The organism is Paenibacillus sp. JT31N11 (assembly GCF_056269285.1).
The window spans coordinates 1,261,539-1,282,268 of sequence record NZ_JBWDNQ010000001.1 but is presented as its reverse complement, the minus strand read 5'-3'; the positions used below and the strand labels follow the sequence as shown (position 1 = coordinate 1,282,268).

Annotated in this window: 19 protein-coding genes and 2 pseudogenes; 5 read left to right on the top strand and 16 right to left on the bottom strand. The window is 51.4% G+C overall.

The window, feature by feature from the left end; all coding sequences use genetic code 11:
- Positions 1–4: 4 nt before the first annotated feature.
- From AC0YNV_RS05605 to AC0YNV_RS05555, 11 genes are all read right to left on the bottom strand, one after another.
- Positions 5–1,225, bottom strand: coding sequence for a Tm-1-like ATP-binding domain-containing protein (locus tag AC0YNV_RS05605; RefSeq protein WP_475766525.1), 1,221 nt, complete (start codon positions 1,223–1,225; stop codon positions 5–7).
- 75 nt (positions 1,226–1,300) lie between these two features.
- Positions 1,301–2,059 carry a sugar phosphate isomerase/epimerase family protein gene (locus tag AC0YNV_RS05600; RefSeq protein ID WP_475766523.1) on the bottom strand — a complete coding sequence of 253 codons (759 nt, stop codon included), beginning with the start codon at positions 2,057–2,059 and terminating at the stop codon, positions 1,301–1,303.
- 19 nt (positions 2,060–2,078) lie between these two features.
- Positions 2,079–2,849 (bottom strand): sulfite exporter TauE/SafE family protein, encoded by a 771-nt coding sequence (locus tag AC0YNV_RS05595; protein WP_475766521.1) that lies wholly within the window; start codon positions 2,847–2,849, stop codon positions 2,079–2,081.
- Between the two features lie 48 nt (positions 2,850–2,897).
- Positions 2,898–3,260, bottom strand: a complete 363-nt coding sequence (locus tag AC0YNV_RS05590; RefSeq protein ID WP_475766519.1) for a cupin domain-containing protein — start codon at positions 3,258–3,260, stop codon at positions 2,898–2,900.
- 24 nt (positions 3,261–3,284) lie between these two features.
- Complete coding sequence (locus AC0YNV_RS05585; RefSeq protein WP_475766517.1) at positions 3,285–4,802, bottom strand: extracellular solute-binding protein; 1,518 nt, start codon at positions 4,800–4,802, stop codon at positions 3,285–3,287.
- Between the two features lie 32 nt (positions 4,803–4,834).
- Entirely contained in the window at positions 4,835–5,716 is an 882-nt protein-coding gene (locus tag AC0YNV_RS05580; protein WP_210045380.1) for a carbohydrate ABC transporter permease, read from the bottom strand.
- A 25-nt stretch (positions 5,717–5,741) separates the two neighbouring features.
- The gene (locus AC0YNV_RS05575; protein ID WP_475766515.1) at positions 5,742–6,704 is read right to left on the bottom strand and encodes an ABC transporter permease; all 963 of its coding nucleotides are present in this window, start codon (positions 6,702–6,704) and stop codon (positions 5,742–5,744) included.
- A 56-nt stretch (positions 6,705–6,760) separates the two neighbouring features.
- A complete protein-coding gene (locus tag AC0YNV_RS05570; protein ID WP_475766512.1) occupies positions 6,761–7,756 on the bottom strand; it encodes a Gfo/Idh/MocA family protein in 996 nt (331 codons plus the stop codon).
- Positions 7,757–8,256: 500 nt separating this feature from the next.
- Positions 8,257–8,814 (bottom strand): helix-turn-helix domain-containing protein, encoded by a 558-nt coding sequence (locus AC0YNV_RS05565; RefSeq protein ID WP_379113432.1) that lies wholly within the window; start codon positions 8,812–8,814, stop codon positions 8,257–8,259.
- Between the two features lie 205 nt (positions 8,815–9,019).
- Complete coding sequence (locus AC0YNV_RS05560; protein ID WP_210045383.1) at positions 9,020–9,412, bottom strand: VOC family protein; 393 nt, start codon at positions 9,410–9,412, stop codon at positions 9,020–9,022.
- Positions 9,413–9,682: 270 nt separating this feature from the next.
- Complete coding sequence (locus AC0YNV_RS05555; RefSeq protein ID WP_475766510.1) at positions 9,683–10,873, bottom strand: LLM class flavin-dependent oxidoreductase; 1,191 nt, start codon at positions 10,871–10,873, stop codon at positions 9,683–9,685.
- Between the two features lie 213 nt (positions 10,874–11,086).
- On the opposite strand from AC0YNV_RS05555, the gene AC0YNV_RS05550 reads away from it, so the two are divergent.
- The 5 genes from AC0YNV_RS05550 to AC0YNV_RS05530 are packed head-to-tail and all read left to right on the top strand — an operon-like array spanning position 11,087 to position 16,098.
- Positions 11,087–11,797 carry a cytochrome c biogenesis CcdA family protein gene (locus tag AC0YNV_RS05550; protein ID WP_475766508.1) on the top strand — a complete coding sequence of 237 codons (711 nt, stop codon included), beginning with the start codon at positions 11,087–11,089 and terminating at the stop codon, positions 11,795–11,797.
- Positions 11,798–11,831: 34 nt separating this feature from the next.
- Positions 11,832–12,395 (top strand): TlpA family protein disulfide reductase, encoded by a 564-nt coding sequence (locus AC0YNV_RS05545; RefSeq protein ID WP_475766507.1) that lies wholly within the window; start codon positions 11,832–11,834, stop codon positions 12,393–12,395.
- Between the two features lie 44 nt (positions 12,396–12,439).
- Positions 12,440–13,591, top strand: coding sequence for a peptide-methionine (R)-S-oxide reductase MsrB (gene msrB / locus AC0YNV_RS05540; RefSeq protein ID WP_475766505.1), 1,152 nt, complete (start codon positions 12,440–12,442; stop codon positions 13,589–13,591).
- A 21-nt stretch (positions 13,592–13,612) separates the two neighbouring features.
- Positions 13,613–14,383 carry a response regulator transcription factor gene (locus AC0YNV_RS05535; RefSeq protein ID WP_210045386.1) on the top strand — a complete coding sequence of 257 codons (771 nt, stop codon included), beginning with the start codon at positions 13,613–13,615 and terminating at the stop codon, positions 14,381–14,383.
- A 59-nt stretch (positions 14,384–14,442) separates the two neighbouring features.
- The gene (locus tag AC0YNV_RS05530; RefSeq protein WP_475766503.1) at positions 14,443–16,098 is read left to right on the top strand and encodes a sensor histidine kinase; all 1,656 of its coding nucleotides are present in this window, start codon (positions 14,443–14,445) and stop codon (positions 16,096–16,098) included.
- On the opposite strand, the gene AC0YNV_RS05525 is transcribed toward AC0YNV_RS05530, so the two are convergent.
- The 5 genes and pseudogenes from AC0YNV_RS05525 to AC0YNV_RS05505 form a co-directional block, all read right to left on the bottom strand.
- Positions 16,079–16,246: a hypothetical protein gene (locus AC0YNV_RS05525; protein WP_475766501.1), complete on the bottom strand. Its 168-nt coding sequence runs from the start codon at positions 16,244–16,246 to the stop codon at positions 16,079–16,081. The two genes, AC0YNV_RS05530 and AC0YNV_RS05525, sit on opposite strands and share 20 nt — an antisense overlap.
- A gap of 59 nt (positions 16,247–16,305) precedes the next feature.
- Positions 16,306–17,280, bottom strand: coding sequence for an S-layer homology domain-containing protein (locus tag AC0YNV_RS05520; protein ID WP_475766499.1), 975 nt, complete (start codon positions 17,278–17,280; stop codon positions 16,306–16,308).
- A gap of 127 nt (positions 17,281–17,407) precedes the next feature.
- On the bottom strand, positions 17,408–17,605 hold the full coding sequence (locus AC0YNV_RS05515; RefSeq protein WP_475767307.1) for a dockerin type I domain-containing protein: 198 nt from the start codon (positions 17,603–17,605) through the stop codon (positions 17,408–17,410).
- A gap of 24 nt (positions 17,606–17,629) precedes the next feature.
- Positions 17,630–18,205 (bottom strand): annotated as a pseudogene (locus AC0YNV_RS05510) (cohesin domain-containing protein); the annotation flags it as partial.
- Between the two features lie 27 nt (positions 18,206–18,232).
- A pseudogene (locus AC0YNV_RS05505) lies at positions 18,233–20,596 on the bottom strand (rhamnogalacturonan lyase); the annotation flags it as partial.
- Positions 20,597–20,730 lie beyond the last annotated feature (134 nt).

Sequence of the window (20,730 nt, the reverse complement as noted above, 5' to 3'; positions counted from 1 at the left end):
GGATCTATCCTTTCCTGGTCAGTTCCAGCAGACTGAGCAGCTGGCCGGCGATGATGTCAGCGACCGCTGTGTGATTGATATCCTCTTCCATTTCAATCATGGCAATATCTGCCCGAAGATGCTGTTTCATTCCCTCAAATAAAGCCTGCCGCTCCTGCGTGCCCTCGAACGCACCATCCTTCATATCTAACAAGGAAACTCCGCCTCGGGGAAACACAACAACGGTTGGGGCAGCGCTGTTATTCAGCTTTTCCGCTAAAATCCGCCCCAGCTCGCGGTTCTCCGCGACTGTTGTGCGCATAAGCGTAGTTGTAGGATTATGCTGGTAGAACAGCCGTTCCTTGAACTTGCCCGGGACCGTCTCCGGCGGACCGAAATTGACCATATCCAGCGCCCCCACTGAGACTACCTGCGGGATGCCGGCTGCGCCTGCCGCTTCCAGCCTGCCAGCTCCCGCGCTGAAGATTCCCCCGACCAGCTCGTCGGCAAGCTCCGTTGTCGTGATATCGGCGACACCCTTGATATAGCCCGCCCGGATCAGCTCTTCCATCGCCTGGCCGCCTGCTCCGGTAGCATGGAATACGAGCAGATTATATCCCCGATCCTCCAATAATTCGCGGACCCGGGTCGCGCAGGGTGTCGTGACCCCGAACATGGTAATGCCAAGCGTTACTTTGTCATCAACTTCCGCTCCTTGCTGCTGCTCAAGCTGCTGACGGAGAATCATTCCCGCGAGCGCGTAGGCCGCATTGCTCAGAATTCGTCGGGACAGCCGGTTGATCCCGGCAATATCGACCACGGAATACATCATCATAATATCCTTCACGCCTACATAAGGCCTTGTATTACCCGATGCGACGGTAGATACCAGCAGCTTCGGAATCCCGATCGGCAGCGCCTGCAGTGCGGAAGCGGCAACAGTCGTACCCGCCGTACCACCCATCCCCAGCACGCCTCCAATCAACCCCTGCCGCTCGAGCTCCGCTGCAATATTGGCCGCTCCCCGCGTCATGACGGCAACGGCCCTGCCGCGGTCGTTCCCGCTCCGCAGCTCCTCCATGCTCGACCCGCCTGCCCTCGCCACTTCACCGGCAGACACATCCGGCGGGAACGCTGGCTCCCCGAGCACTCCCGTATCAATGACATAGGTCTCCAATCCGCAAGCTTCGAGGGTATCCCGTACAAACCGGTACTCCTGCCCCTTCGTATCCAGGGCACCGATCAATACTGCTTTTTTCCCATAAATACCAGCTCCTTTAAGAGGTTGTTACTTGTTGATCTTGCATTTGACGAATCAACCCTATGATTTCAGCCCGTTGCGCAGATACGAATAGCAGGTTTTCATTCCTTCCATTACTCCGCCCCCGCTCTCCTCATCGGCCGAGATCCAGCCGCTGTAGCCGATTTCCCGAATAGCGCCGAAGACCGGCCCGAAGTCGATAGCGCCCTGACCCAACACCCTCCATTCACCCTGCTCAAAATCCTTCATATGAAAGTTATCGATTACGTGGCCGAAGCTGCGGATAACTTCTGCGATGTCGGTGATGCCGGACTTGACGAGATGCGCCGTGTCCACCGTCAATCCTACGGAGCCTTCCCTGGCGCGGTCAAAAAAGATATCAAAATCCTCACGGTACATGACCGGATTATTATGATGATGATGGAGCGACAGCTTGACGCCATACTGCTGCTGCGCTTCATTGCCCAGCTCCGACAATACATCGGCATAGCGCCGGATATCCGCTTCCGTAACCTCCGCGCGTCCGATTCCATGGCAGTAGACGATAAGCTCCGTACCCGCATGAGCGGCAAAGCTGAAAACTTTGCGAAGCTGCTCTATATCCGCCTCTTCCAGTCGTCCTCCTGCGATCAGCGCCGAGGCGTTACCCGGCAGTTCTCCCCATTCGGCAGTGAACCTGGCCGGCTCTCCCAGATAAGCCGCGTACTGTCCGCTTTTCAATTGCAGACCGTCATAGCCTTCCTTATGAAACTCCCGGAAGAGCAGCTTCTGCTCCTCTGCGGCGGCTGTAGGTCTTGAAAACGCAAGCTTGATGCTCATAATAACTCTCCTTTGACATCTATTGATGAAGATACGCAATCAGGCTCTCCCCCAGAAGATTCAAGCCCCCGATGGCTCCCAGCCACAGGATAATTCGTTGAAAGTGGGCCTGCGGTATTAATGGAAGCAGCTTGATCCCCGCGTAAGCGCCAATAGCAATAAGCGGAATCATCCAGACATTAAAGAGCAGGGACTCGGAGGTAATCATTCCCAGATGGATACAAAAAGGCACCTTGACCAGATTGACCAGCAGGAAAAACCATGCCCCGGTGCCCACAAACTCCTGCTTGGGGACCCTCTTGGCAAACAGATAAATCGCCATAATCGAACCGGACACGTTGCCGACCATCGTCGCGAAGCCGGCCAGGAACCCCATCGTGCCAATAAACCACAGCGAGGAAGGAAACCTAGAATCCAGCTTCGTTCCCAGCCGCTCTCTAATGAATTGAAGGAGGATCAGACCGACGATGAGCGCTCCCAGGAGCAGCTTTAATTGGTTATCGTCAACCAGCAGCAGCACATAATAGCCGCCAAGAATGCCCAGCAGCACCCATGGAATCAGGCTGATCAAATGCTTCCAGATGACGTTTTTCCGGTAATAGGCAACGGCTATTATATCTCCCGCGATTAACATGGGCAGCATAATGCCTACGGATAATTTGGCCGGAAAAACAAGCGTCATGAGCATGGCGTTAAAAATACCCATGGTGGACACGCCCGTTTTGGCAAAGCCGATCAGGACGCTTACTCCGACGATTATGGTGATTTGCAAAGCATTCAGCTCAAGCATAGGTTATACCTCATGGAGCGGGATGTGATGATAAACCGGAATCCCCGCTTACTCTCCAATCGTCTGCCGGTCGCCCGAGGAGTATGCAATTATCATCCGGCATGGCTCCCAGCTGGTGGTTGTCGCATTATGCGGGACATTGCGGGGAATACGCAGCATCATGCCCGGCTCCAGATGAAACGTCTCCGCCCCCAGCGTATGGTCGCACTCTCCCGACAGAATGAAAATAATCTCCTCGCAGTTGGGATGCACATGCCTGGGATTGGCATCTCCCGCGTTGATATACACCATGCCGAAGGTCATTTCGCTTTCCTCGTCAATCTCCTTCCCGCATAGCCATTGAATTTTACCCCAGCTTTCGTTCAATATGCGGGTTGGATCCTGATTCCTTAAGTCAGTTATGGTAGCCATTCTCTCATTCTCCTTTGTTTATATTTACTTGGATGCCAGACGCTCTTTATAGGCGGAATTCATTTCCTGAATAATCTTCTGATAGTTGGCGTCCTGCTTCAGATCGGCCACAAGTTTGTCCCAGGCGTCAATGCCCGCTTTGCCCATGATGACCTGTACTTTCAAGTCGTCGATCTTCTTCGTATATTCGGCGCCAAGCTTCACGTTGGTTTCGGAAGCCAGGCCAATGGCAGGATTCGGTGTGCTGACCTTGGATTTGGCGTCGATGATCTTCTTGTTTCTCTCGAACACATCCTTGGGCATTCCGGGAGCAAATGCATACATGTAGGGATCATGCTTCATGAACAGCTTGCCGAACGATCCCGTACCCAGACTGTCCTTGACCGATTGCTCGTTCGTCACAAAATAACCATCCTCTTTGGTATAATGCACGCCCTCGATGCCGTATTGGGACAGCGTGCTTCCTTCCAGTGAAGCTCCATAATCGAGCAGGGATAAAATCTTCTTTACCTTCGCCTCGGGAACGCTTTTGGGAATGGCCGCCACGCCGATAAATCCCGAGTTTTGGGCGTTAAATTGACCCTGCGAAGCCGCTATCGAAACCAGTGGCTCCCAGACGACAGAAGGATCGCGTTTCCACTGGTCGTAGGTCCATCTCCACAAGGCTTCAATCGTTTCCCCTGTCACTCCGGCGCTTCCGCCCGTTGCCAGGTCCCAGAACTGGTCGTCTTTCATAATGGCGAAATCAGGCGGGATAAGCCCCTCGTCAAATAATTTCTTCTTGTACAGGATGGCGTCCCTCATCGTGGGCTCCAGGGTAACATCAATAAGCTTGCCATCCACTTCTTTCCACTTTCCGTTCGATCCGTTGAACGTATTATCAATAATTTCGTTGGTACGCATCGTATACCCGTAAGTATTTTGTTTGCCGTCAGGCGCGTTCTCTTTGAACGCTTTCATGACCGTGTACAATTCATCCATCGTTGTCGGCATCTGCAGATGCAGTTTGTCGAGCCAATCCCGGCGGATGGCGAGGGTGGCTCCCCCCTCCAGTGGCCGTACAATGGGAACGACGAAATTTTTCCCGTCCATTTTGGTATTTTCCCAGATTTGCGCAGGTGAATCCATCAAATTTTTGTAATCCTTGAGCAGTGGCGTCAAATCCCAGAAGGCACCTTGCTTGACCATTGTGCTGAACTGTGGAATCGTCGTCGTATCCGGCAGCTTAATCAGATCCGGCAGATCGCCCGAAGCCAGCAAGACATTCAATTTGTCATTATATACACCGTCGGACACCCAGGTAATGTTAAGCTTCGTATTCGTCCGTTTTTCAAATTCCTTGGTAACCGGATTGTCCGGTCCAGGTGGCTGGGCAATAGAAAAATTGCTTAAAATATTCAGAGTGACGGTATCCTCCGACTGGCCGTCAACCGGCTTGTTTGCTGCTGCTCCGCCCTGCGGTTCACTGGAGCAGGCTGCTAACGTCACCAGGCTCAAAGCCAGAAGCGCAGCCAGGGACAACCGAACAGACGCTTTTTTCACACCTTAACCTCCTTAGCGATTTGTATCCCTTGTTAACCTTTGACCGAACCAAGCATGACTCCTTTGGCAAAATGCTTTTGCAGGAACGGATAAACCAGCAAAATAGGAAAGGTCGCAATGACGACAGCCGCCATTTTTATCGTTTGGGTCGGGATTTGATTATCCGACATCATTTCGACCGCTGCCGCGCCCCCGGTGGTGGTGTCCGAATCGATCAGCATATTCCTCAGCACAATCTGAAGGGGGACTTTGGCGAAATCATTAATGTACAGGACGGCATTGAAGAATGTGTTCCAGTAAGCGACCGCGTAGAACAATCCGAATGCGGCGAGCGCCGGAGCCGATAGTGGCAGCACAATCCGGAAAAACGTCCCCAGATCGTTGCAGCCATCAATCATGGCCGCTTCTTCAAGCTCAACAGGGATGCTGTCAAAAAAGCTTTTCATCAATATGACGTTCCAGCCGCTGATAAGCACGGGAATGATGAGCGACCATACACTGTTGATCAGGCCAAAGTCACGGACGACGATATAATTGGGAATAATGCCCGGATTGAACAGGATCGTCAGCAGGATCATCAGCATCATGATTCTTCTTCCCCGCAATCTTTTGCGGGACATCCCGAAGGCCATGGCCGAGGTGAAAATCAGGCTCAAAGCAGTTCCCACCGTTGCCAGAAATGTGCTGACCAGGGTGGCGTCCATAAAAGCCGAGGTACCCAGCAAATACTTGTAAGACGCCAGCGTCCAATTTTGGGGGAACAGCACGAAGCCGTTTTTTTGCAAATATTCATGCGAATCGGTGAACGAAACGATAAACACATAATACAGCGGGAACAATGTGACGAGGCCGACTATAATCAGTACGAAGGCGTTCACTCCGTTAAACAGCCGGCCTCCAAAGCTCTCTTTCATATTCCGCCTCCTTGTCGTCTTGTGCTTAATAAACTCCATCCTCGCCAAACCGTTTGGCCAGCTTGTTGGCAAGGACGACCAGCACAAGGCCGACTACGGATTTGAATAATCCGACAGCCGTGCTGTAGCTGAACTGTCCCTGCTGAATCCCGTTGCGGTAGACATAGGTTTCAAACACATCCGCAAATTTGGCTACGGCTCCGTTGTCCATCAGGAACAGCTGCTCGAAGCCGACATCCATAATATGGCCCAGCCGGAGGATCAGCAGGACAAGAATGACGCTGCGGATCGAGGGCAGCGTGACATGCCAGGCCTGCAGCAGCCGGTTGGCTCCGTCTATTTTGGCCGCCTCGTACAGCTGCGGATCAACGGACGTAATGGCTGCCAGTATAATGATCGTCCCCCAGCCGGTTTCCTTCCAAATATTCTGCAGCACCAGGAGGCCCCAGAACGTATCCGTGTTGGTCAGGAAATCGTATTTGGGCAGCCCCAGAGCGGCCATTATCATATTGATGATGCCTGTCGACTCCGACAGCAATAGGAACGATATCCCGGCTATGATGACCCAGGAGAAAAAGTGCGGAAGATACACAACCGATTGAATAACTCTTTTGAAGCCCTGACTCTTGACCTCATTGAGCAGCAGAGACAATACAATCGGCAGAGGAAAGAAGAATACCAGATTCAAGAAACTGATCATCATCGTATTGCGGAACAGCAGCGTGAAATCGGGATTGGAGAAGAATCGGATAAAATGCTCTAAACCGACCCACTCGCTGTTCAGAATACCCAGATAGGGCGAATATTCCTGAAAGGCAATGATAACCCCCCACATGGGGACATATTTGAAAAGGATAAAAAAGAGAACACCAGGCAGCACGAGAAAATAAAGATATTTATCGCGTTTGAGATCAGATTTGAGAGAATGCCATTTGCTCTTTTCACCTACGGAAACGGACGACTGCAAAACAGCAGATTGTTCGCGCATGTTCGTTACCTTCCACTTCAATCGATTTTTTGATGCTCAAACGTAAGTGAACCTCTTTACACGAAAGCGCCTTGCTGCAATTGAACGATGCGGTTCTCCTTGGCGGAGACATAAGCCGCGTCCAGCATGGATACGATTTTCAAATTATCGCTTGAGCTGTTGGACGGTTCCTCTCCGGTTTCCAGACTGGTCAGAAGCTGATTCAGCCCCTCGTACGTCTGTACCTCCCTTGATATGTAGTTGTCCCATGATTCGGACGGCGTCTTGTCGCCTTTACGATACAGTTCCGCCTTGTTGTGGCTGGTCACGATCGTCCCCGTCTCGCCAATAACAATCATTTCCGTTTTGTTGAATGTGGAGGAGAAGCTCTGCACATAAGTAGCTACCGCATTGTTCTCGAAGACAATCTGCACCGTGGCATCGGTCTCGCCCGCGCAGTTAATGGCGGAGGAGGAACGCGTCTGACAGACAACCGATACGGCCTCGCTGCCCAGAATCTGCCGGAATCCGTCAAACCAGTGAATCCCCATCACCGAAAGCGCATGGCGCTCGCAATCCAGCCGCCAGCCTGCGTCCTGCCGGAAGAACAGATTGGAGAACAATATGGAGGTTACGCCGCCGATCAAACCCGCCGCAACCTTCTCCTTAACCAGCTTGAAAGGAAAATGGCCGCGGAAGTTCTGGTTAACCGATATCGGCACGTCAAATTGCTTCGCTTTGTTCGTGATTTCTGCCGCTTCGGCAAGCGTGTCGGAGAACGGCTTCTCCACAAATACCGGAATGCCGGCTTCAATGAGCGGAAATACGATTTGCTTGCGGATGGAGGTGGGCGTACAGACGACAGCCACATCGATGCCGCTGTTTTGGATAAAATCCTGCAAATCCGTAAAGCGCTGCGGCACGCCGTATTTGTCGGCCTTGGCATGAAGCGCTTCCGCGTCCTTGTCGCATAAGGCCACTACCTCGATACGTTCCGGATGATCCTTGTATCCCACAAAATGCAATTCGGTTACGCCGCCAGCACCAACAATACCTACTTTGTACTTTTTCATTCTTCAGTGTCACTCCTCTAAGTTTAGAATTGAAATTAATAGCTGCCATGAATCCTAATGATTTGAAAGCGGTTACTTAAATTCATCCAAGCTGCAGCCTTGTTAGCCGCTCCTGCTGATTTCATCTCCTTTCCATTGAGAGGAGTCTAATGATCTGTTCATATCCTTCAATGTTATGGAATTATAATTAACTAAGTTGTATTTTATTCAACCTAGTTGAATTGAGATCATTGTATAACACTCTTTCCTGGTTTGCAATCGCTTTCTCAGCAAAATTTCAAAAAATTATCGCCTGGATTGTAGAGACAACCCAAACAGGGTTCTCTCTTGAGAACCCTGCCCCGAATAGCGATTAACTTTAGTAAAGCAGAACTGTAAAGCGGTACTGTAAAGCGGGAAAGCAGAGGAAATAACATGAGGATAAAATCATCATGTTATTTGACTAACTATGGAGAAGACGGGGGTATTTGAGGACTAAAGTCGACTGTTCACTGCGGATTCTATCCTTCGTTCAGCTTTGATTGGGTGAATACAGCAATGTATTTTACTTCATTTGTGATCGAGGTTAATTTATGCTTTTCAATGGAATCGAAGTACAAACTGTCCCCCGGCTTCAGGGTGTATTCCACATTGCCTACTTTGTATCGCATTTCGCCTTCCAGAATATAGATAAACTCTTCCCCGTTATGGCTGTATATATTTCTGTTGTCGCTCTCTTCTTTTCTGGATACAAAAAGAAACGGCTGCATCAGCTTCTCGCTGCGCTCAACGGCAAAGGTGAAAAAGGAGTAGCCTTTATCTGTCTTGACTAATCTGGATTCACTCGTTTCTTTGGTTGTATAAATCGTCCCCGACTGCTGATGATCATCGAGCAGGATGGATACCTTCGTACCCAGCGCATCAGCAATCTTGATTAATGTGGAGATCGGGGGAACGGTCTTGCCGTTTTCTATTTTAGACAGCAGGCTTTTTGAGAATCCGCAAACGGCGGCTATATCGCTTAGACTCCGGTTTTGCTCGATCCGCAATTTCTTGATTTTATTCCCTAAATCCATCATATTATTTATCTCCTGTGTAACTGCATTCAACTCTGTTTATCATAACGATATGAAGCAGTACAAGTCAAGACTTAGTATCGGGAGTCTATGAACAGGAACCACGAAGAAACCTGTATCCATGATATAAGATGCAAAAAAAGTAGGGCTGCACCAGCCCTACTCTTCCTCATTTAAGTCACACAGCTCTGGTCGGGCTGAGCCTTCTTCAGCTTCCGCAGCTGATCATCCAATAGACGCCGTATTTATCCTCCAGCTGCCCGTACATGCCGCCCCAGAATACCGGCTCGAGCGGATCAATCACTTTGCCGCCTGCCGCCAGGTTATCGAACGCTTCCCGGCCTTCTGCCGCGGATTCGAACTCCAGGTTCAGGCTGATGCCGTTCCCGTGCGTAAGAGGACCGAGGGAATCGGCCATGAAGATCGTTACCCCTGCGGCCTCCAGGCATAAATGCATGACTTTGTCTTTAATCGCATCATTAGGCTCCGGGGCCTGTGCATGCGTCATGACAGAATTGATTGTCCCTCCAAGCGCTCCAACATAGAAATCCGCTTGAGCTCTGGAGTCCTCCGAGATCAGGAAAGGTTTGAGCGTTGCCATTCTCCATCATCCTTCCATCCATTTATTGTTATGTTCGTTGTCATTATAGCAAACCGTAACAGGCGCGATTTCTTATGGATTGCTGTGTTTGGAGGCGACTCTGCGCTGGACTATAGCCGGCCTTTCTTATAAAGAAAAAAGCCGCAGCTATGCGGCTTTGGAGAATACTTTTTTTCGAACCGCGCACTTGGGTGATGATTGCGGTCCAGCGTTGCGTGACGGCTGTTCGGGTATATACTTGTCCTTTGTTTCATGTCGGTCAGCGCTAAATCACAGTTGTTCTTGAGGCAGCCGGAGTCCCGCCTGTTCCAATAGTGGAATGACGCTCTCACCAAAATAGGCCAGCTCCGGTTCATAGTCATAGAACGTGATCTGAATACCGTCGACGCCGGTCGCGTGCAGCTGCTTCAGCTGTTCCACGACTTCTTCGGGCGAGCCCACAATATGGAGATGGCCGCCGACCGCGCGGCCCTTGTCCGAGTGCTCCAGCCATGATTGGCTGTCGCCTGCGGCATGGCGGGCAGAGAAATTGCGGATTGAGCCAAAATCGGCATGATCCATGATCGCATGATAGTATGCGAATGCCTCTTCGCTTGTCGGACGCACAATGATGGTCGGATTGATGATGACGCGCACCTGACGGTTTTCGGCGGCGGCGGCGTTCTTGACAGCCGAAACGTGAGCAGGAAGCTTCGGCAGCGCATCTGCGAGCTTTTCCCCTGCGGGACTCGAGATGAACGCGATATCGGAATATTTGGCTGCGTAGCCGAAGCCTGCCGGCGACCCCGATGCTGAAGCCAGAACGGGCCGGCCATAACGCGGCCGTGGCGAGACGTAAGCCTCTTCGAGAGAATAAAATTCCCCCTGGTAGGTCAAATTGTCGGTACCGGCCCAAAGGGCGTTGCAGATTCGGATGAACTCGGCCGACTGTACATAGCGTTTATCGTGATCGGCCTTGGTCGACCCAAACATGCGCGGCTCATTCTCTGCGTAGCCTGTCACGATGTTTGCGCCAAAACGACCCTGCGAGATATGATCCGCTGTTGCCAAAAAACGGGCCAGATGCATCGGATGCCATGGACCGTAGAGAATATGAATCGTACCCAGAAGAAGAATCCGCTTCGTTACGGCTGCAAGCGCGACCGTTGACACGAAAGGATCAAGAAAATTTTCCCGGTATCCGGTTTCACCGCCGAAGCCGCCCTTCGGAAGCCATTGAGAGAGCCCAAAAACCACATCGAACCCCAGCTCCTCTGCCTGCTGCGTCAGTCTGGCATTATAGTCAAATGACCAATCGGTTCCCCTTGGCAGCGTCGACTGCGACCACCCTCCGGTTTGAAGCGGCAGAAAAAGTCCCAGCATAAGCGGTTGGGCGAATGCCTTTGACAGCGGGCTCTCCGGATAATCCTGCGGCTCCCCGGTTGTCCAGAGAAGCGTTTCGTCTTGTTTTGATGTGCTCATAGTTTTCCCCTCCCTGGTTATTTCCTTCTATCAAATACCTTAAAATTATAAACCTTAATAAGAGCATTTATCCTGCAATCCAAGAAGTATTATTGTCAATTAAGTGACTTTCATGACAACATGACATCATCATTTCAAAGAAACTAATCGTCAGAGCACATACCAATCATGCTGGAAAAGTCGTAAACTGGAAGTAGCAAGGAGGTCGTTACGGTGTTGACGGAACAGGTATTCATTGGAAGTGTGTTTATTGCAGGTCTGCTTTCCTTTTTCTCCCCATGCATTTTGCCATTATTGCCTGTTTATATCGCCCAGCTCGGAGGCGCTGTCCCGGGAAGCGGGATGAATGCAATCAAATGGGGAAAGCTGCGGATTCATCCCCTCCTGATCGGAAACACGCTGTTTTTCATTCTCGGAATATCCTTCGTCTTTGTGCTGCTTGGTTTCGGCGCCGGGGCGCTTGGAAGTGTCATTAATACTTCCTGGTTTATCGTCATCTGCGGAATCATTGTCATTGTCTTCGGGATCTTTCAAACGGGTGTTATCAAGCTGCTTTTCATGCAGCGCGAGAAGAAACTGACGCTCGGGCGGAGTGGAAAAAAGGGCTTTGCCGCCTCCTTTCTGCTTGGGTTCACGTTCAGCTTCGGCTGGACGCCGTGCATCGGCCCGATACTCGCGGCTGTGCTCAGCCTTTCTGCCAGCGAAGGCTCGTCCGCCCAGGGCGGAGGCTATATGCTCATTTATGCGCTTGGTTTGGCGATTCCGTTCCTGGTCCTTTCAGTCTTCTCGGATCTGCTGATAGGAAGGCTGAGATCGCTCAATAAGCATATGCCGATGTTAAAAGTGGTCTCCGGCATCCTGCTTATTGTGATGGGGGTTCTGCTTATGACGAATAAATTGAACATGATTACAACGATGTTTTAATGGCTGTACGCACAAACAGAAGGAGGTTTTACCCATGAGTAAAAGAAGATGGCCGGCGGCCGTCATTGGCCTGCTCTCCATGCTGCTGATCCTTGCCGCTTGCGGGAATAAGGACAACGCGCCGAATGCGCAGACGGCACAAGCAGCGCAGACGGTATTGAACAAAGGACCTGCAGCCCCGTTGTTCGATCTCAAGGATCTGGACGGGAACGAGGTTACATTGGCCAGTCTTGCCGGGCAAAAGGTGTATGTGAAGTATTGGGCTTCCTGGTGTCCGATTTGTCTGGCCGGGATGGACGAATTGAACACCTTGGCCGGTCAGAGCAATGATTTCAAGGTGATCACGATCGTCAGCCCTAATTTTAAAGGCGAACAGTCCACGGAGGATTTTTCGCAGTGGTTTAAGGGGCTTCAAGCTGAGGAAACGGGCAAGAACATTACCGTGCTGCTGGATGAAGGCGGAAAATGGGCCCAGAAGTTCGGAATACGAGGATATCCCACTTCACTCTATATCGGCTCAGACGGCGTTCTCGTCAAAACAGCACCGGGTCAAAATTCCAATGACATCATCACCAGTACATTTAAAGCGATTTCCTAGCGTGTCGCTTAAAGACTTATCAAAATTCAAAGGGAGGGAATAACTTGAAACGACTTTTATGTGCAGTCTCACTGCTGATGTTTCTGTTTGTTACAGCCTGCGGCAGTCCGAAGGAATTAATTAGCCCATCTACCTCGCAAGCGGCGGGGGCTGCGGATTCTTCCATTACAACGGCGTCTGATACGGAGACAGGACCAACAACGACCAGATCCGCAAACCCGAATGACAAGATCGATTACTCCCAAAGCGACCTGCAAACCATCTATTTGGCGGGAGGCTGCTTCTGGGGTATCGAAGCTTACATTTCCCGCATTATTGGCGTACAGGACGCAACCTCGGGATATGCTAACGGAACAGGCGAGAACCCGACCTATGAAGATGTGGTTCGAGGTGATCGCGGGTTCGCCGAAACCGTTGAAGTGAAATATGATCCCAAGCGCATTCAGTTGTCCGACCTGTTGACCGATTTCTTCAAAGTCATCAACCCGACAAGCGTGAACAAACAGGGGAACGACGCAGGCATCAATTACCGCTCGGGAATCTACTATGTCAATGACGCCGATCCCTCCGTCATCAATGCAGTCGTAGCCAAGGAACAGAAAAAATACGATAAAAAGATCGTCACCGAAGTACTGCCGTTGACGAATTACTATTTGGCTGAGGACTACCATCAGGATTATCTGGAGAAAAACCCGGACGGTTACTGCCATGTCGACCTCAGCATTCTGGATGAACCGGTTAAAGTCGATCCTTCTTTGTATTCCCGTCCAAGCGACGAAGTACTGAAAACGAAGTTAACGGATATCCAGTACAAGGTGGCGGTTCTCGAGGATACGGAAACTGCCTACTCCAATGAATACTGGGATACGTTCGATCCCGGCATCTACGTCGATGTCGCAACGGGCGAGCCGCTGTTCTCCAGCCGCGACAAGTATGATGCGGGCTGCGGATGGCCCAGCTTCACGAAGCCAATCGATCCGGATGTGGTAACGTATGATGAAGATACTAGCTTCAATATGGTCCGCACGGAAGCCAGGAGCCGCGTAGGCGATATTCATCTGGGCCATGTGTTCGATGATGGGCCAAAGGAGACGGGCGGGAAAAGATTTTGCATTAACAGCGCCTCCATCCGGTTTGTGCCGCTCGACGATATGCAAAAAGAAGGCTACGGATATTTGCAATCGGAAGTCGAATAAAATTCAAGGAGTCTAAAACCGATGTATAAGCTGCTGATCGTGGAGGACGAGGAACTGGTCAGGAATGGAATCAAACGGCTCGTGCCGTTCGAGACGTTCAGCATAACGGAAATCATGGAAGCGGATAATGGCGAGAAAGGGCTTATGCTCTTTCTCGCCCACCGTCCCGACATCGTACTGCTGGATATTAACATTCCCAAGATGAACGGATTGGATTTTGCCAGAAAAGCCAAGGAACTGAAGCCCAATGTCAAAATCGCCGTCATTACGGGTTATGATTATTACGATTACGCGGTTGCCGCCTTGAAAATCGGCATTGATGACTATGTGTTGAAACCGGTATCCAAAAGCGACGTATACGAGGTGCTGCGCAAATTGGTGGCAAAGCTCCAGAACGAGCAGCAGCAATCCGAGCTGCAGCATCTGGTCACCGAGTATAAAACGACGCTGCAAATGACGGACGAATCCGACAGCAAAGCATCCATCGCCCAAATCGTCGAGGATAATGTAGCCAATCCGGATTTCTCGCTGGCCATGCTGGCCGGTCAGAAAGGATTTAGCTCCGGGTACATGAGCGTCCTGTTCAAAAGGCTGTTCAATGTGTCTTTTCAGGATTACCTGCTGGCTGCCCGTCTGGAGCGCTCTAAGCTGCAGCTTCTTATATCCGACTTGAAAGTGTATGAGATCTCATCGGCCGTAGGCTTCGACAACCCGAATTATTTCAGCGCCGCCTTCAAGAAGAAATTCGGGCTCTCTCCCCTGCAATACCGGGAAAGGACCAAACACTCGTGAAGCGATTTCCCCGCTCCCTCCAGTTTAGAATATCCTGGATTTATATGCTGATCAGTTTCGTGACAATCGGAATCATCGGGGCTGTTCTGTACTTCGGAATCTCCCGGGTGGTACTGAATGATTCCATTCAATCATCCAATATGGCGATTTCAAAAAGCGGCACTTTGGTTGAAATGTATATCGACCGGCTGAAGGTGCTGTCCACCCTGCTTGCCCGCAGTCCCCAAACGATCCAGACCCTCTCCTCGCAAACGAAAACCGGAGAGAAGGACGAGCTGCAGTTTATCAATAATGTGCTGCTGTCAGATTCCTATATCAAGTCCGTCGTGGTCATCGGCAAGGACGGGTATGTGCTGTCCAATGAGAAAAAGCTGAATATGCGGCGTTCTTCCGATATGATGAACGAGCCTTGGTACGTCGCGGCGATCAACAGCACGAACCCGGCGCTCACCTCTGCCCGGATGCAGAAATTTTCGATGGACAAGAATAATTGGGTCATCTCGATGAGCCAGGAAATTAAAGATGCGGACAACCGCAATCTCGGCGTTGTCCTTCTGGACATCGAATATAAAGGCATCGAGGATTATTTGAACGACTTGAAGCTTGGAAGCAAAGGCTTTGCTTTTATTATCAATAGTAAAGGCGAGATTGTTTATCACAAGGATCCCGCTTATTTCACCGATCAGGACAAGCAGGAGCAGCTAAGGAAGATCAGCATGTCGGAGCAGGGCTTTGACCAGACGCAAAATTTGCTCGTATACAAAACGAAGCTGCGAAACTCCGACTGGACGCTGGTCGGCGTCAGTTCCCTGGACGGGCTGCAGCAGGTCCGCAACCAGCTGCTGCGTTCGTTCGCCATTGTCGGGCTGGGACTGCTGCTGCTTATAATCGCGGTATCCCCCTTCATCGCGAAGAGCATTACCCGTCCGATCCACCGGCTGGAGCAGGCCATGCAGAAGGTGGAGACGGGCACGCTGGAGGTGAGCGTACCGGAGACCGGAGTGACGGAGGTACAGGGGCTTGCGCAGCATTTCAACACGATGGTGTCCGAGATACGGCGATTGATGCAGGAGATCGAAACGAAGGAAAAGGCGCTGCATGCCTATGAGCTCAGCGTGCTGCACAGCCAGATCAACCCGCATTTTTTGTATAACACCTTGGACACGATTGTCTGGATGGCGGAATTCAACGAGAGCGACCGCGTGATTTCGACGACCAAAGCGCTGGCCAAATTTTTTCAATTGTCGTTGAGCGGCGGAAGTGAAATGACGACGATTGAAAATGAAATGAACCATGTCGCCCAATATTTATTTATCCAGAAGGAACGGTATGGCGAAAAGCTTCATTACGATATTCATTTTGACCCGGCATTATCCGCAAAGGTAATTCCGAAAATCATTTTGCAGCCTCTCGTCGAAAATGCGATTTATCATGGCATCCGGGAAAAAGACGGCCCCGGCTTCCTGCAAATTACATGCGGCAGTACGGCTGACGGGAATGTAATATTCGTTGTGAAGGATGACGGAGTCGGCTTCGACCCGGACTCGCGCAAAGAGGCCGCGGGGATCGGAACGTCGTCTTCCCTGCCCAAATTGGGCGGCGTCGGCATCAACAATGTGGACGACCGCTTGAAGCTGTATTACGGCAGGGAATATGGCGTCACCCTGCAATCCCGCCTGGGGGAAGGAACGACTGTCACGATCCTGATTCCGTGATAGAGATCACATCTGCCGCGTCTTCAAGCAGATCGGGCCTGTCGCCGCGGCGGCCATTGCTTTCATCCGCCGCGCTCATTTTATCTGAACATCCCCATACTTTGTATCCGATCTGCCGAAAAAAGGCCGCTTGCACGATGAATACCATCGTACAAGCGGCCTGCTGTTTTATGATCTTCGATTATCCCTCGCGGATTAAACAGACAGCTACCCTTCCGACTTATGCAGCAGATTCAAGATAATCGTCACGGCTTCAGCACGTGTAGCGCTGCCGGAGGAATCAAACAGATTGTTGTTCTTGCCTTGAATCAAGCCGCTAGCCTTGGCTGCAGACACTTCCCGGTAAGCCCATGCAGGAATTTCACTGTCATCGGCAAAGCCCGCCGGTGTGTCTTCTGATAACTCGAGATGCGCGGTTCGAGCGATCATAACCGTCATTTCTGCCCGGGTAATGCTGCTGTTCCAACGGAACGTGCGATCCGAATAACCGATAAGGATGCCTGAAGCCGTTGCAGCCGCAATATGCGTTGCTGCCCATTCAGGAATTTGATCGGCATCGGCATAACTCAACATCGTCTCCCCTTCGGCAGACAATGGAACAGCACGCGCCAGCATGGCGGCAAATTCCGCTCTGTTGATCTTGGCGTCAGGACGGAAGCTATTGTCCGGATAGCCATTGATAAAGCCGAAACCGGATGCCTCCTCTACGGCTGATTTTGCCCAATGGCCGTCAAGGTCGCTGAAGGACCTGGTCTGTGCAGATGTGATATGCAGCGCGGCTCTGGCCTGCGGTGTCTCTACGACAGATTGGACCTGCGAATCGACGAGCTTGATTCTTGTCAGGGTGATAGCTGCGTCACCCGCGCCTTTGGCTTCGAATGAGAATGAGGCAATATCGGCGGCGCCTTTCTCACCTTGTGATTTGCCGAGCTTCGTGTGCGCGAAAATGACCTCGCCATCATCATCCGAATCCGGGACAGAAAAGCCTGGCCAAAGGGCAGAAGCGATCTTAAACTCGATGCGACCGGGATCGTAGGTCAGACGAATTTCATAACCGAACAAATCCTCGAGCTGCTCGCCTTTCACCGTAACCAGCACTTCCTCACCGGTTTCCAGCGTGGAATGGTTCAATGACAATGCAAAAGAAGGCTTGCCCGCGCCCGCGGCTATGAATGGAAACATTGAGAGACCCAGCAGAAGTATCAAACTGAAATGAATCCATCTTCGATTTATCATGCAGCAGTCCTTTCAGGAAGCGGCCGGGAGGAGAGAAGCGGCTTCCCTCTCCCGGCCAGGCCTATTCCCAAACTTATTTCCAGTTAAAGATAAGCACAGCGAGTGCGACCAGGTCGGCGATATCGATCACGCCGTCATGATTCATATCAAGGTGCTTCACTTGATTCCAATTGGCGTCAGCCGATGTCGCACCATAAGCCTTGGCCATAATAGCCAGGTCGCCGATGCTCACTTGAGCGTCATTGTTGTAATCGCCAGGGGCTGCTACGATAACGCTTGCCTTGAAGGCTTGCAGAGCTTCGCTAAGCTTACTCGCAGCCTGCTCAATCTGCGCTTGCGTCGATGCGGCGTCAGCAGCAACTTGCGCTGCCTTGTCAATTGCGGCCTGCAAGGTTGCTTTGGAGCCTGCAGGATATTGACCGGCCATGCTGCCTTCTACCGCATTGTCCTTCACATTTTGCGCTTCCGCAATGAGAGTGGTCAGCGCCGACTTGTCAATGACAGAAATTTGAATCTCATGCGAGGATCCGCTGAGTATCGATTCCTCGCCCGAGCTGTTCGAGTTAACCAGCTTGCTGACAGCAATGCTGGTCATTCCCGCACCCGCTGTTTGCCTGGCTTTGAAGCTCAGCTTGATCAAATCACCGTTCGGATTCGTTTGTTTATCGCCAAGATGAACGGCTAATATCCGGAGTGATCCAGGCTTATCATCATAACCGGCTATGACAACCTTCTGCTCGTCCAGCGAAACCGGCGGCGCAGTAACCTCCAGCTTATCTGAATCATAGGCAATGGTGATATCCTGCGCGATAACCTCATCCTGGACGTTATTTAAGCTGAACGTAATACCGAATGGTTGACCCGCCACGGCAGCGTCAACACCGCTCAGCACACCGCCGCTGGACACTTCATTCACCACCGGTGTCCAGAAATCGAGTACCTTGACTTTGGAGAAATCCGTATCGCCTGCAAAATAGTAGCTGGTGTAATCCGCCTGGTTATAGACGGTTTGCTGCCCGGCAACCTGCAGTCTGTATTGAGCGTCATGCATCAGCGTATGAAGCTTGTGATCGGTTACGTTTGTGCTCATATAGATCCTCAGAGCAGAGCTGTCTGCCGTTCTGACAAGCAGCTCCTCTCTCCAATCTCCGAAAATATCGGCAACGAGGTTTGGATTGCCTTTGGTCGAGTTGTTCGTTCTCGTGCCTGTTGCTGTCAATACGGTGGAGACGGATGGATAGCGCTGCTGGATGGTCGGTGTCGAGTTCCCTGAGCCGTCAATGAGCTGCGTTGTCATATCCGAATTCCATTTAATGCTCATGTTCGTTCCTGGCATCCCCCCGCTCACGGGTGCGCCAGTCGCGCTCAATAATGATACCGCCCACGTTTCCAAGCCTTTGACATCGGGATTAACGTCGCCGATCATGCCGCGGCCCGTGTCTCTGCCCGTATAAGCGCCATAAATAACATCACCGGTCCGGGCATCGCGCATGGTATAACCGTAAGGCACGCTCGTTGCCCCCTCATGCACCATGAAAATCTCGAGTCCCGCACGATCCGGATCGATATCCGCGACATGCAGCATATCGCCATGTCCAATTCTGCGAATCTCGCCCGGCGCCTCGCTTGCTGGAGGCATAGCGCCTGATGAATTGTACATGACCGTACCGTCGTCATCAATGGTCGAAGCGGCGTAGATGATTTCCTGCTTGCCATCGAAATCTACATCCGCAACGCTCATGGAGTGACCTCCCTGCGTCGTCAAGCCTTCATAGCCGGGATTCGTGCCCGGTCTGCCATGCGGAGAATCGAAGAATGGATTCGTCATCGGCACCCAGCCGCTGTCAACGTTCCAATACTCCTCCAGATGCTGGCCATTCCAGCTGTAAGCAACCATGGTCACTCTGGTGTATACGCCTCTGACCATAATGGAATAAGGTTTTTTGCCATCCAGGAACGCAATGCCGCTCATAAAACGGTCCACGCGATTGCCTGGTTCAACTCTGCCAAGTGCATAGTCTCCCCACATGAGACCGTCGTCCGTGCGTCCCGTCTTGAACCGGATGGTCTCCATTTCATCGCCGGTTGCGCCATTGAAGACGGACAAATATTCCGGTCCTGTCAGGATGAAGCCATCGAATGTCCGCAATTGATTGTTCGCACTCCGTTTAGGGGCAAGAACATCGATATAATAATCCGCCAGGGTCCGCGCATCTTCAACTGACAACGGATATGGATGAATTGGCATAGGAGGCAGCGCCTGGCTGCCGATGAAGAGCGCTTCCAACGGGCGGAATGCCTCTTCAATGGTTGCCGGCCAGTGGCCTGCGACAACCTCCGGATGGTTCTGGTAATTCTGGAACATCCGGACAAGATGGTCGTAATAGTCAGCTGCGCTGTAGCGGTAGTCGTCCGTATTGCTGTAGCCGGCAGCGATATCTTCCGGCAGCAGGGTAATGTATTTCTCCGAAGCGACATTACCCGCATCGTCATATTTGATGACTTTTGTGCCGGGAGCTGTCTTGAACATAATTTCCGCTTTGCCGTCGCCATCAAAGTCATAGACGTTGAATTGGGTGTAATGGGCACCTGCCCGAATATTGACGCCAAGGTCAATTCTGTAGAGCAGCTTGCCTTCCAGCGTATAACAATCGATGTATGTCTTTCCCGTATAGCCTTTTTGGGAGACGTCCTTCGAGTTCGAAGGATCCCATTTGACGAAAAGCTCGTATTGGCCGTCGCCGTCAACGTCGCCGACGCTTGTATCATTTGCCGAATACGTATAGTTTTCGCCTTTCGGCGTCGTGCCGGGTGCCGGAACTTTAAGCGGAACATCCAGATAATTGCTTGCCCACGGCTTTACGATACCGCTCGCATCCGTCTCTTCGCCATCAACGACGGCAACGACAGAATATTCGCTTGCCGCCGTTCCGGCAGCATCCAGATAGTTCGTGCTGTCTGTGACAGTGGCAATCTTCTCACCGCTCCGGTAGACGTTGAAGTTCGTCCCTGTCAGGCCCTTGTCCGAATATCCGGTTACCTCATGACCCAGCAGCCTCCAGCTCAAAAACACGCCATTGGATACTTTGGCAGCTGTGAGTCCGCGATCCAGATACTCCAGCTGATACCCGTTTTTGAATGATGATTGGCTGCTGACTTGTGTACTGGCTGCCGCAATGCCGGAGATGCTGGACAAAATCAATGATGTCCCCAAAGCTGCCGTCAGCGTTTTCTTGATGAAGGAGAATTTCCTTGAAACCATAGCGATCACCTGCCCATCTTTTTAATTGAATACCTGCAATAAAGCGGTTGCAAAATACTCCCTTCAATTTCGAAGCATAGATGAGAAGACGATTATAACAGGTTACAAACTTCAAGAAACCGCTTTCACCCCTT